Here is a 12,089-nt window from a genome sequence, read left to right on the forward strand (position 1 = left end):
ACACGGTGGTGGCGCGACGACGGACCATCGACGCCCGGCCCATCCGTCCGCAACGGTCCGACAGTCGTGTCGCCCTGGTGTGACGCAACGGTGGCGACCCGTCCGTCCGCGCTTACCGGTCTGAGGGCGGTGTGGTCCTGGTGCGGCGGAGTGGTGGAGGTCCCCTCGGCCGCGGTCATCGACCGGCGGGCCGTGCGGTCGTGGCCTGGTATGGGGGTGGGGGTGTGAGTGGGGTGGTCTGCTGTTTGGCGCTGGCGGTGCTGGTATTGCCGGTGCGGACCGGGCGGCGAAGGGCACGGCGGGTGCTGGGTGCATCCGGGCGAGTGCGAAAAGTGCCGCGTGCGTGGGTTTTTCGAGCGATTGCCGTGGTGGTTGTGGCTGTCACGGGTGTGCTGGGGATCGGTCCGCTACTCGCCGCGGTCATCGTGGCGGGCACGGTGGCGGTGCGGATGCGACAGAACCGGGAGGATCGACGGCGGGCGGCCGAGTGCTCGGCGCTGGCGGAAGCTCTGGATACGGTGGTCGGTGAGCTGCGGATCGGGGCACACCCCAGCGCGGCCGCCGCCACCGCGGCGAGCGAGATCGGCGATTCGGCGTCCGCATCGGATTGCCGCGCATCCGGTTCGGCGGCAACGGCCTTCGCCGTGTGCGCGGCCCGCGCCAGACTCGGCGGCGCGGCCGCCGACGGCCTGCGTGTCCCGGAGGCAGTGATCGCCGCCGAGCTGTCGCGAGTCGCCGACGCCTGGCAGGTCGCCGAACGTCACGGCCTCGCTTTGGCCGAACTACTCGCCACGATGCGCGCAGACCTGGTGAGCCGCATGGGCTTTCGCGACCGCACCGTCGCCGCCCTGGCAGGCGCCCGCGCCACCGCGCTCGTCCTCGCCGGTCTGCCCCTCCTCGGCATCGCCCTCGGCCAACTGATCGGCGCGTCACCACTACAGGTGTTGCTCAGCCCCGGCTCCGGTGCGTTCCTGCTCCCCCTCGGCACCGCCCTGATCTGCGCAGGTCTCCTGTGGACAGACGCCATCACCCGAAAGGTGCTCACATGACTCCGGCCCCGATCGAAGGCAGCAGCCCTCGACCACCGACCACTCTGCGCGGGCGCTTGCGTGCCCGTCACGGTGATCGGCCCGCGGTGTGCGGCCGCCCGCCGACCGATTCGTCCACATGGTGGCGGTTCGATACGGGTGAGCGGTCATGACCGCTGTGGCTGTTCCGTTGGCGCTCTTGGCTTCCGCGGTGCTGATCGTGCCGGGCCGGATGACCCCGGCGGCGCGTCTGCATGCCGTTCGGGTCCGCCCGCTCGTCGCGGGCGGCCCGCCGACGCCTGTCCCGCTGCGCTCCGACCCGCTCGCCACGGCCTCGGTGCTGGATCTTCTCGCCGCCTGCTTGCGGGCGGGACTGCCGGTGGGGACGGCTGCTCGGGCGGTGGCGCCGGGAGCGCCGGCACCGGTCGGTGTGGCGCTGCGCCGGGCCGCCGACCTGATGGCGCTCGGTGCGGACCCGCTCGCGGCCTGGGAATGTGCCGCCACCGAGTCCGAATCCGACGAGGTACGGGCGCTGGCCCGGCTCGTCCGTCGCTCGGCGCGTTCGGGCGCCGCCCTGGCAGGCGCGGTTTCCGAACTGGCGGAACAGTTTCGCGGCAGCGTCGAGGACGCGACAGCCGCCCGCGCCGAGCGGGCCGGTGTGCTGATCAGCGGCCCGCTCGGCCTGTGCTTCCTGCCCGCGTTCATCTGCCTGGGCATCGTGCCGGTCGTCATCGGCTTGGCCGGACGAGTACTGGAAGGCGGGCTGCTGTGAACACGCGAGGACTCCGGTGCGGACCGGCCGCACCGGCACAGGGGAAAGGGGACAACGGTGCGCTCGACAGTTCGAACGGCGGTACTGGAAGTGCGTTCGCGCCTGATACAGGCGGCGATGGCCGACGAAGGCATGAGCACGGCAGAGTACGCAATCGGCACGATCGCCGCGGCCGCCTTCGGTGCGGTGTTGTACACGGTCGTGACCGGCGACTCGATCGTGAACGCGCTCACCCGGATCATCGACCGCGCGTTGAACACGGAGGTGTGAGGAGGTCAGACGAGAACCGGCCTAGCGCAACGGCTTCCGAGCCTGACCCCGCCGACGGAGAAGCAGGCGCGGTAACGGTCGAGGCGGCGATCGCCCTCGCCGCCCTCGTGGTCGCCGTATCACTGTGCATAGGCGGCCTGCTGGCGGCGCCGACCCAGATCCGCTGTGTCGACGCCGCCCGCGAGGCGGCCCGCCTGTCCGCCCGCGGCGCCGAGTCCGAAGCCATACCCGCCGCCCGCCGCATCGCCCCGCCGCGCGCCGCCATCAACATCCGAACCGACGGCGACTACGTAATCGCCACCGTCACATCCGGCACACCCCTCCTCCCGCTCCACCTCCACGCCGAAGCAGTAGCAGTCCGCGAGCCAGGCGAGCCCCAATGACCCGACAGCCCAGCCCGACCGGAGTCACAGCCGCCCACCCACACCCATGCGATCGCACCACTCATCCCCGCCCGAGTCTCAACGGCCTCAGCCGCCCGAACACGGCAGCCCAACGTATCGGCCGTCCGCCCGCAAGCGCTCCCGTCGCAGGCCACCCACCCAAGACCACCGGCAGCCTTGGCCGTCCACACATGAGCCCTCCCGACCGCCCGAGTGCTCTCGGCACCCTCAACTGTCTGTCCGTGAGCGTCGCTGATGTTGGTCGCCCGAGCGTGTGTCTCGATGGCCTCGGCTGTCTGTCCGTGAGCGTCGCTGATGTTGGTCGCCCGAGCGTGTGTCTCGATGGCCTCGGCTGTCTGTCCGTGAGCGCCGCTGATGCTGGTCGCTCGAGTGCGAATCTCGACGGCCTCTGCCTGCGCACGAGCGGTGCGGGGTGCGCGAGCATGGGTGTCGGTGGTGTTGGGCGCACGGTTGTCGGGGGTTCGGGTCGCGCGGCATCGAGAAGCACGGCCGTGGCGCGGCCGGATTCGAGCGGTCGTGGCGTGCGGGCGGGGCGGTGGCGGGCTGCGGACGGGGTCGCCACGATTACCGCCTGCCTTGTGCTTGCGGCGCTGTTCATGGCCACTCTGCTGATCGCTCACGTGGGCACGGTGATCGTGGCGCGGCATCGGGCGCAGGCCGCGGCGGATCTGAGCGCGCTGGCCGCGGCGGGAGGGTTGGTGGCGGGCGGCGATGCCGGTTGTGCGCGAGCCGAGGAACTCGCGCGGCGTATGCGGGCGCGCGTGAAATCCTGCACAACTGTCGAATGGGATGCGACTGTCACCGTGACGATCGCCATACTTCTCGGGCCTTTGGGCGCGAGAACTGTCAGCGCGACCGCGCGCGCCGGTCCCGTGTCTTGATCATGGACTATCGAGTGATATTCAGACCGTACGGTTGGTGCCGGAAGAATGCGTGACTCGAGCCACATGCGGTCGCAAACTGTGTTCTGGACGGTCGAATTACAAGCCGGAGAATTCTGGTATCGACGCTTTTCAATTTGTCCGCAGAGCGCTATTGGACCGAAAGGGCATCACCGAGTTAATGTCCGGGGCAATGCCTCAGTTAATATGAAGCCATTCCTCTTTATTCATGGGTCGATGGGGTCGCCCCGGCCTACCGTGCCCTGCTCACTGCCGCGCGCGGAGTCGCGCGACGGTCTCGCTGCGGTGAATCGACAGTCACATTCTGGGCTCGTCGACGTAACCGGACAAATCGTCCGGCAGCTCTGCCAGCACCGCGGCCAGCAGCGCCGCCGCACCGGCCTTGTCCAGCGGCTGATTGCCATTGCCGCACTTGGGAGACTGCACGCAGGACGGGCAGCCACCCGGGCACTCACACGACTCGATGGCCGCGAGGGTGGCCGCCAACCAGGTGCGCAGCCGGGTGAATCCCCGTTCCGCGAACCCCGCGCCGCCCGGATGACCGTCGTAGACGAATACGGTCGGCAGACCGGTATCTGGATGCTCGGCCGTGGACACCCCGCCGATGTCCCAGCGATCGCAGCTGGCGACCAGCGGCAACATTCCGATCGCGGCGTGCTCGGCCGCGTGCAGCGCACCCGGCACCCGCTTCGGATCGATCCCCGCCGCGGCCAGCAGCTCCGGCGTCACCGTGTACAGCACGGCCAGCGTCGGCAGCGTCTGTTCCGGCAGCTCCAGCTCCACCAGATCCAGCACCTCGCCGGTCGGCAGGGTGCGCAGGTAACCCACGACCTGGCGGCTCACCCGCACCCGAGCCAGCGCGGCCGTGACCGGACCGTACCTGTGCTCGGCGGTCGTCTCGTCCACGCTGACCGAGGTGACCGCCCGCGCACTCGTCGTCCAGCCGGGCTGATCGGCGTGCACGAACGCCACGCCGCCGTCGAGGTCGAGCTCGTCGACGACGTAGGTCTCCCCTTGGTGCAGGTGCACCGCGCCGGGATGCAGTGTGGCGGGCGCCCGCCCGGCGTCGGCGGTGCCGAGCAGTCGCCCACTCTCCTCGTCGACGATCGCCACCGGCGCACCGATGCCGCCGCGCACGTCGACGGCGTCGTGCGGCTGCTCCACGGCCGTGGCGTACCAGCGCGCGGGGCCTTTGGCGGCAGTGCGGCGCCGGATCAGCCCCTGTTCGGCAAGCTCATCGACCAGCGCCTGCCCCCCGAACGCACGCACCTCGGCGTCGGTCATCGGCAGTTCGAGCGCCGCGCACAGCAGATGCGGTTCCAGCACACAGGGGTTGGTCGGATCGGTGATCGTCGCCTCGACCGGGCGTCCGAGCAGCGCGTCCGGATGGTGCACGAGATACATGTCGAGCGGATCGTCCCGTGCCACCAGCACGACCAACGATCCCTGCGATCGCCGCCCCGCCCGGCCCGCCTGCTGCCAGAAGGACGCGACCGTCCCCGGAAAACCCGCGATCACCACGGCGTCCAGGCCCGCGATGTCGACGCCCAGCTCCAAGGCGTTGGTCGTCGCCGCGCCCAGCAGCGAACCGTCGGCGAGCCCGGCCTCCAGATCGCGCCGGTCCTCGGCGAGGTAGCCGGCGCGATAGGCGGTCACCCGAGCCGCCAGTTCGGAATCGAATTCGTCCAGCATGCGGCGGGTTTCCATGGCCACAACCTCCGCCGCCCGCCGGGACCGCACGAAGGTCAGCGTGCGTGCCCCCTCGGCGACCAGGTCGGTCATGATGCGTGCGGCCTCCGCGGTGGCCGCCCGCCGAACCGGCGCCCCGTTCTCGCCGCTCACGGCTGGCAGCAGCGCGGGTTCCCACAGCGCCACGGTGCGCGCTCCCTGCGGCGACCCGTCCTCGGTGACCGCGACGCACGGCGCCCCGATCAGCCGCGACGCGGACGCGGCCGGGTCGGCGGTGGTGGCCGAGCACAACACGAACACCGGATCGGCGCCGTAGTGCGCGGCGATGCGCCGCAGCCGCCGCAGCACCAGCGCCACGTGCGAGCCGAACACCCCGCGATAGGCGTGACATTCGTCGATCACCACGTAGCGCAGCCGCCTCAACACCCGCGCCCATCGCTGATGCGACCGCAGGATGCCCAGGTGCAGCATGTCGGGATTGGTGAACACCCAGCGAGCGTTGGCGCGCACCCACTGCCGCACCTCCGCCGGGGTGTCACCGTCGTAAGTCGCGGGGTGAATATCGCGCAGCGACCCCTCGTGGGTCAGCGCGGCGGTCGCGCGCAGCTGGTCCGCGCCGAGCGCTTTGGTCGGAGACAAATACAGCGCCGTCGCCCGCGGGTCCTCGAGCAGCGCGGTGAGAACGGGCAGCTGATAGCCGAGCGACTTCCCCGACGCGGTGCCCGTGGACACCACCACATGCTGTCCGGCTCTGGCCGATTCGGCCGTCCGTATCTGGTGCGACCAGGGGGTTTCCACGCCCGTCCGGCGTAACGCCGCGACTGCTTCGGACGGTACCCAGGACGGCCACTCGGTGCTCTGCGCCGCCCGCGCGGACAACTCGGTCACATGGGTCAGGCGGGTATCACCATCCGGAAGCCCGGAAAGGACACGATTCAGCAACGATCGCCCATAGCTCGATTGTTTACCCGCGGAGATCGGAGCAGACGGGTCGGTCGGATTCATCGAGTCGAGATCCCGGCTCGCAAGGAATGTGTGAATCGTGTGTGTTGCAGAAGCCCTACCTGCCTTTTGGCTACCGAGTAGCGATCTGCGTCACAGCCCGTTTGCCTGACGCCTGCTCGGTTATCCCGAAGCAAACCTACTCCAAGTCGGGATTTGGGCATTGCCAGCCTCACCTGCGCATTCGCAAGATCATCTTTTTTGCAAATTGTCGGTAACTCGACTGTCGAATTGCTCGGAGACATGGTTCACTGGTTCCTGGTCGCAAGCTTCTGTGTTCGAGGGAACGGATCAAAGGTCCAAACCATCAGCAGGATCGATGTTGCGAACGGTGTGCTTGATGCTTCCTGCAGGGGGAACAGAGTACAGCGGTCGGAACGGACCCGGTGGACGAACCAAACTTGTCCGCCGTTCCGGTATGGAAAGAGAAGGAACAGAATGGCACAGGGAACTGTGAAGTGGTTCAACGCGGAGAAGGGGTTCGGCTTCATCGCGCCCGAGGACGGCTCCGCTGACGTCTTCGTCCACTACTCCGAGATCCAGGGGACGGGCTTCCGCACCCTCGAGGAGAACCAGAAGGTCGAATTCGAGGTCGGCCAGGGCACCAAGGGCCCGCAGGCCACCGGAGTTCGCGCGCTCAGCTGAGCGGGTCAACCCAACAGGTCAGATCGCTCGTCCCTCACCGCCCCACGCGGTGGGGGACGAGCCTTATCCGGGGCAGTACACTCGACCGCAAACCGGGGCTATTCAACACGCCGCAGCAGAAGTGTGGCGCTACGACACGGTATAAACGTGACTGGCGGGGGACATCTGTCTCCGCCGCATGCCCCAGCCGCGCGCTGCGCCATCCGCGCCCGCGCGGGTCGACAGGAAAGGTGTGTTCGCCGGTGGCAACACGAGACCGCGGTGCATCGCCGAAGCCCCAGGCAGCGCCCGACCAGGGCCGTCCCCTGCGTCGTCTCGTCATCGTCGAGTCGCCGACCAAGGCTCGAAAGATCGCCCCCTACCTCGGCCGCGGTTACACCGTGGAGGCTTCCGTCGGCCACATCCGGGACCTGCCGCGCGGTGCGGCGGACGTGCCCGCCAAGTACAAAGGACAGTCCTGGGCCCGCCTGGGCGTCGACGTCGACAACGACTTCGAGCCCATCTACGTGGTCAGCCCGGACAAGAAGGCCAAGGTCTCCGAGCTGAAGAGCCTGCTGGCCGACGCCGACGAGCTCTATCTCGCCACCGACCCCGACCGCGAGGGGGAGGCCATCGCCTGGCACCTGCTGGAGACACTGAAGCCCAAGGTGCCGGTCCGGCGCATGGTCTTCCACGAGATCACCGAGCCCGCCATCCGCGCGGCCGCGGCCGACACCCGAGACCTGGACAACGATCTGGTCGACGCGCAGGAGACCCGCCGCATCCTGGACCGGCTGTACGGCTACGAAGTGAGTCCGGTGCTCTGGAAGAAGGTCATGCCGCGGTTGTCGGCGGGCCGCGTGCAGTCGGTCGCGACGCGGATCATCGTGCAGCGCGAGCGCGAGCGCATGGCCTTCCGATCGGCCGAATATTGGGATATCGCCGCTAAATTCGACGCGGGCACCGGAGAGGGCGATGCCGCCAACCCGCGCACGTTCGGCGCCCGGCTGGTCACGGTCGACGGATCGCGCGTCGCCGGCGGCCGGGACTTCGGCGCGGACGGTCAGCTCAAGGTCAGCGGTGTCACCGTCCTCGACGAGAGCTACGCGCGGCGGTTGGCCGAGGCGCTCGACGGGGCCGACTTCCAGGTCAGCTCGGTCGAGTCGAAGCCGTACACACGGCGCCCGTACGCCCCGTTCATGACCTCCACGCTGCAGCAGGAGGCCGCGCGCAAGCTGCGCTTCGGCTCCGAGCGCACCATGCGGGTGGCGCAGCGGCTGTACGAGAACGGCTACATCACCTACATGCGTACCGACTCCACGACACTGTCGGAGTCGGCGATCGCGGCCGCCCGCGCGCAGGCCACGCAGTTGTACGGCGCGCAGTTCGTGCACCCGACGCCGCGGCAGTACAACCGCAAGGTCAAGAACGCGCAGGAGGCGCACGAGGCGATCCGCCCCGCGGGTGATACCTTCGCCACCCCCGGCCAGCTGTCGTCGCGGCTCGACACCGACGAGTTCCGGCTCTACGAACTGATCTGGCAGCGCACCGTCGCCTCGCAGATGGCAGACGCCCGCGGCACCACGCTGACCGTCCGGATCACCGGCCACGCCGGAACGGGCGAGGAGTGCGTGTTCTCCGCCTCGGGCCGCACCATCACCTTCGCCGGCTTCCTCAAGGCCTACGTCGAGAGCGTGGACGAGGATTCGGGCAGCCAATCCGACGACGCGGAGTCCCGGCTCCCGGCGCTGACCGAGGGCCAGGCCGTCTCCGCCACCGAGCTGATTCCGGACGGGCACACCACGAATCCGCCGCCGCGCTACAACGAGGCGTCGCTGATCAAGGCATTGGAAGAGCTGGGCATCGGCCGCCCGTCGACCTACGCGTCGATCATCAAGACCATCCTCGATCGCGGTTACGTGTACAAGCGCGGCAATGCGCTGGTGCCGTCGTGGGTGGCGTTCGCGGTGGTCGGCCTGCTCGAGGCGTACTTCGGCCGGCTGGTCGACTTCGACTTCACCGCCGCGATGGAGGACGATCTCGATGCCATCGCCGGTGGGCGCGAGCAGCGCGGAAATTGGTTGTCCAGCTTCTACTTCGGCGGCGAGAACGGTGTCGAGGGGTCGGTCGCGCGTTCGGGCGGACTGAAGAAGATGGTCGGTCAGCAGCTCGACGACATCGATGCGCGCGAGGTCAACTCGATCAAGCTGTTCTCCGATGACGAGGGCCGCGACGTCGTCGTCCGGGTCGGTCGCTTCGGCCCGTATCTCGAGCGCATGGTCGCCAATCCCGACGACCCGGACGGTGATCCGGTCTCGCAGCGCGCCAACCTCCCCGACGATCTGCCGCCGGACGAGCTCACGCCGGAGGTCGCCGAGAAGCTGTTCTCGACCCCGCAGGAGGGCCGCACCCTCGGCGTCGATCCCGAGACCGGGCACCGGATCGTGGCCAAGGAGGGCCGCTTCGGTCCGTACGTGACCGAGATTCTGCCTGAGCCTGAAGAGGATTCGACCGCCAAGAAGGGGTCGAAGAAGGCGGCCGGTCCCAAGCCGCGCACGGGTTCGCTGTTCAAGTCGATGGACCCGGCCACCATCACCCTCGACGACGCGCTGCTGCTGTTGTCGCTGCCGCGCGTGGTGGGCACCGACCCCGCGTCCGGTGAGGAGATCACCGCGCAGAACGGCCGCTACGGTCCATACCTGAAGAAGGGCACCGACTCTCGGTCGCTCACCAGCGAGGACCAGATCTTCTCGGTGACGCTGGAGGAGGCGCTGAAGATCTACGCCGAGCCCAAGCGACGCGGTCGGCAGGCTGCCAGCGCAGCGCCGCTGCGCGAACTCGGCACCGACTCCGCCAGCGGCAAGCCGATGGTCATCAAGGACGGCCGCTTCGGGCCCTACGTCACCGACGGTGAGACCAACGCCAGCCTGCGCAAGGGCGACGAGGTCGAGTCGATCACCGACGCGCGCGCCTCGGAGCTGCTCGCCGACCGCCGGGCCAGGGGTCCGGTGAAGAAGACGGCCAAGAAGACGACCAAGAAGGCCGTGGCGAAGAAGACCACGGCCAAGAAGACCACGACTGCCAAGAAGACCACGACGGCGAAGAAGACGGCCGCGAAGAAAACGACCGAGAAGTCCACCGCCAAGAAGACGCCGACCAAGGCCGCGACGAAGACCGGTTCGACCAAGGCCTGACACCAGCTGTTCACTAGCGGAAATCGGCCTATGTCCGAATCGCGCTCTTATTGTGCCGTAGCCTGGGCAGCCATTCGGGCACGCCGGCGGAAGGACATCCGATGACCGCACCATCGACCCAGCGAGCCGACCAGGAACGCGAAACCCTGATCGAGATGCTGGCGAATCAGCGCGAACTGTTCCGAATCACGTTGCGCGACTTGGAAACCGATCAGGCGCGGCAGCGCACCACGGTGAGCGAGCTGACGCTGGGCGGGCTGCTGCACCATCTCGTGCACGTCGAACAGCACTGGACGACGGTGATCGTGGAACGCGACCCGAACGCGGAAATCGATGTGTCGCAATTCGATTCGGAGTATCAGCTGGCCGCGGAGGAGACGGTCGAGGGCTTGCTGAAGGAGTGGGACGCGGTCGCGGAGAACACCGCCCATCTGATCCGGACGGTGGACGACCTCGACGCCTCGATTCCCGTTCCGACCGCGCCGTGGGCGCCCGAACGGGTTTGGCAGACAGTGCGTTTCACGTTTCTGCACATTCTCCGGGAGATCGCGCATCACAGCGGTCACGCCGACATCATTCGCGAGGCGCTGGACGGGGCGAATACGACGTATCAGCGTGCGTCCTGAGGACGCTTCGCGCACGGAGGCCGTGTGGCGGTGGGCTCGCCGAAACTGTCGGTGGTGGCCGCTAGGGTGTACGGCGTGGTGGGTGTCTTCGATCGGCTCGTCGGCCAGGACGCGGTCGAATCCGAGCTGACCGCTGCCGCGGTGGCCGCGCGCAGCGGTGTCGCGTCGTCGGCCATGACGCATTCGTGGTTGTTCACCGGGCCGCCCGGGTCGGGCCGCTCGGTCGCCGCGCTGTGCTTCGCCGCGGCGCTGCAATGCACCGATCCGGAGGCGCCCGGTTGCGGCCACTGCCACGCCTGCACCACCACCATGGCGGGTACGCACGGCGATGTGCGCCGCGTCGTGCCCGAGGGCCTCAGCATCGGCACCAAGGAGATGCGTGAGATCGTGCAGGTGGCGTCGCGCCGTCCCAGCACCGGTCACTGGCAGGTGGTGCTGGTCGAGGATGCCGACCGGTTGACCGAGGCGGCGGGCAACGTCCTGCTGAAGGTGGTCGAGGAGCCGCCCGCGCGGACGGTCTTCCTGCTGTGCGCTCCCTCCGACGATCCGGAGGACATCTCGGTCACGCTGCGATCCCGTTGTCGCCATGTGCATCTCGTCACGCCGTCCACCGAGGCCGTGGCCCAGGTGCTGCGGGAGCGCGACGGCCTGGATCCCGACAAGGCGTTCTGGGCCGCCTCGATCAGCGGCGGTCACGTCGGCCGGGCTCGCCGCCTGGCCACCGACCCCGAGGCGCAGGCCCGCCGCCAGCGCGCGCTGGCTCTGGTCGCCGCCACCGCCCGCCCGGGCGCCGCCTACGCCGCCGCCGACGAGTTGGTGAAATCGGCCGAAGAAGAGGCCAAACAGATGAGCGCCGGCCGCGACGAGCGCGAGAAGGAAGAACTCGCGACCGCCCTCGGCGCGGGTGGCACCGGAAAAGGCACCGCCTCCGCGACCCGCGGCTCGGCCGGTGCCCTGAAAGACCTGGAACGCCGCCAGAAATCCCGAGCCACCCGCACCAGCCGCGATTCCCTCGACCGCGCTTTGATCGACGTGGCGGGGCTCTACCGCGACGCCCTCGCGGTCCGCTTCGGCGCGGCGCGACCGGCCGCCACCTCGGGCGTCACCCTCACCCACCCGGACCTCCCCGACCAGATCCGCGACCTGGCCACCGAGGTCCGCCCCGAGGGTCTGCTCCGCTCCATCGAGTCCGTCCTGGCCTGCCGCACCGCCCTGGACCAGAACGTCAAGCCCCGCTTCGCGGTAGCCGCCATGGTCGCCGGGTTGATAGCCGCCCGCACCGCCTGATTCACCACAGACCCACCCGCGTCTCGTCCGAACGCCGGTGGACCGGCACCTATCGAATGATGCGCGGCCTCGGTTCGGACGGTGGGGCCTTGCGCTGGACGTGGCCGAAACCTTTGCGCGGCAAGCGAATCGGTCTGCGAAATCTCGACCGCTACCGATGAGCGAATTTACGCAGTCTACTGATGTATCATGCATCGCTACCAGCGGAACATACCCATGACCACGGTTCCGAGTAGCTGTCCGGTCCGGCGCAGTCTCCGCAGCACCTTACGTCGCGTGCGCGGCGGGCAG

General features: G+C 68.9%; 10 protein-coding genes. 9 read left to right on the forward strand and 1 reads right to left on the reverse strand.

Going from position 1 to position 12,089, the window contains the following annotated elements; translation table 11 throughout:
* The first annotated feature begins 374 nt into the window (after positions 1 to 374).
* The 5 genes from NWFMUON74_RS01865 to NWFMUON74_RS35810 all read left to right on the forward strand — a co-directional run bounded on the left by NWFMUON74_RS01865 (position 375) and on the right by NWFMUON74_RS35810 (position 3,355).
* Positions 375 to 1,049: a type II secretion system F family protein gene (locus NWFMUON74_RS01865; RefSeq protein WP_232110792.1), complete on the forward strand. Its 675-nt coding sequence runs from the start codon at positions 375 to 377 to the stop codon at positions 1,047 to 1,049.
* A 148-nt stretch (positions 1,050 to 1,197) separates the two neighbouring features.
* Positions 1,198 to 1,800, forward strand: a complete 603-nt coding sequence (locus tag NWFMUON74_RS01870) for a type II secretion system F family protein (protein ID WP_187686293.1) — start codon at positions 1,198 to 1,200, stop codon at positions 1,798 to 1,800.
* A gap of 84 nt (positions 1,801 to 1,884) precedes the next feature.
* Positions 1,885 to 2,070, forward strand: coding sequence for a DUF4244 domain-containing protein (locus tag NWFMUON74_RS01875; protein WP_269475339.1), 186 nt, complete (start codon positions 1,885 to 1,887; stop codon positions 2,068 to 2,070).
* An 89-nt stretch (positions 2,071 to 2,159) separates the two neighbouring features.
* Entirely contained in the window at positions 2,160 to 2,453 is a 294-nt protein-coding gene (locus tag NWFMUON74_RS01880) for a TadE family type IV pilus minor pilin (RefSeq protein ID WP_187688858.1), read from the forward strand.
* Between the two features lie 542 nt (positions 2,454 to 2,995).
* Positions 2,996 to 3,355 carry an Rv3654c family TadE-like protein gene (locus NWFMUON74_RS35810; RefSeq protein ID WP_269475340.1) on the forward strand — a complete coding sequence of 120 codons (360 nt, stop codon included), beginning with the start codon at positions 2,996 to 2,998 and terminating at the stop codon, positions 3,353 to 3,355.
* Positions 3,356 to 3,673: 318 nt separating this feature from the next.
* Here the strand turns inward: NWFMUON74_RS35810 and NWFMUON74_RS01890 are convergent, their stop codons facing one another.
* Complete coding sequence (locus NWFMUON74_RS01890; protein ID WP_187686295.1) at positions 3,674 to 6,070, reverse strand: DEAD/DEAH box helicase; 2,397 nt, start codon at positions 6,068 to 6,070, stop codon at positions 3,674 to 3,676.
* 435 nt (positions 6,071 to 6,505) lie between these two features.
* On the opposite strand from NWFMUON74_RS01890, the gene NWFMUON74_RS01895 reads away from it, so the two are divergent.
* The 4 genes from NWFMUON74_RS01895 to NWFMUON74_RS01910 all read left to right on the forward strand — a co-directional run bounded on the left by NWFMUON74_RS01895 (position 6,506) and on the right by NWFMUON74_RS01910 (position 11,798).
* Positions 6,506 to 6,712, forward strand: coding sequence for a cold-shock protein (locus tag NWFMUON74_RS01895; RefSeq protein ID WP_019044597.1), 207 nt, complete (start codon positions 6,506 to 6,508; stop codon positions 6,710 to 6,712).
* Between the two features lie 305 nt (positions 6,713 to 7,017).
* On the forward strand, positions 7,018 to 9,885 hold the full coding sequence (gene topA / locus NWFMUON74_RS01900; RefSeq protein WP_187688859.1) for a type I DNA topoisomerase: 2,868 nt from the start codon (positions 7,018 to 7,020) through the stop codon (positions 9,883 to 9,885).
* A 101-nt stretch (positions 9,886 to 9,986) separates the two neighbouring features.
* On the forward strand, positions 9,987 to 10,511 hold the full coding sequence (locus NWFMUON74_RS01905) for a mycothiol transferase (protein ID WP_187686296.1): 525 nt from the start codon (positions 9,987 to 9,989) through the stop codon (positions 10,509 to 10,511).
* Between the two features lie 75 nt (positions 10,512 to 10,586).
* Positions 10,587 to 11,798 carry a DNA polymerase III subunit delta' gene (locus tag NWFMUON74_RS01910; RefSeq protein ID WP_187688860.1) on the forward strand — a complete coding sequence of 404 codons (1,212 nt, stop codon included), beginning with the start codon at positions 10,587 to 10,589 and terminating at the stop codon, positions 11,796 to 11,798.
* The last annotated feature ends 291 nt before the right edge of the window (positions 11,799 to 12,089 follow it).

This window comes from Nocardia wallacei (genome assembly GCF_014466955.1).
GTDB classification, from domain to species: Bacteria; Actinomycetota; Actinomycetes; order Mycobacteriales; family Mycobacteriaceae; genus Nocardia; species Nocardia wallacei.

Bases quoted from the DNA above. Each gene is read 5' to 3' on its own strand.
- NWFMUON74_RS01905 (WP_187686296.1), top strand. From the start codon at position 9,987: ATGACCGCACCATCGACCCAGCGAGCCGACCAGGAACGCGAAACCCTG.
- NWFMUON74_RS01870 (WP_187686293.1), top strand. From the start codon at position 1,198: ATGACCGCTGTGGCTGTTCCGTTGGCGCTCTTGGCTTCCGCGGTGCTG.
- NWFMUON74_RS01895 (WP_019044597.1), top strand. From the start codon at position 6,506: ATGGCACAGGGAACTGTGAAGTGGTTCAACGCGGAGAAGGGGTTCGGC.
- NWFMUON74_RS01890 (WP_187686295.1), bottom strand. From the start codon at position 6,070: ATGAATCCGACCGACCCGTCTGCTCCGATCTCCGCGGGTAAACAATCG.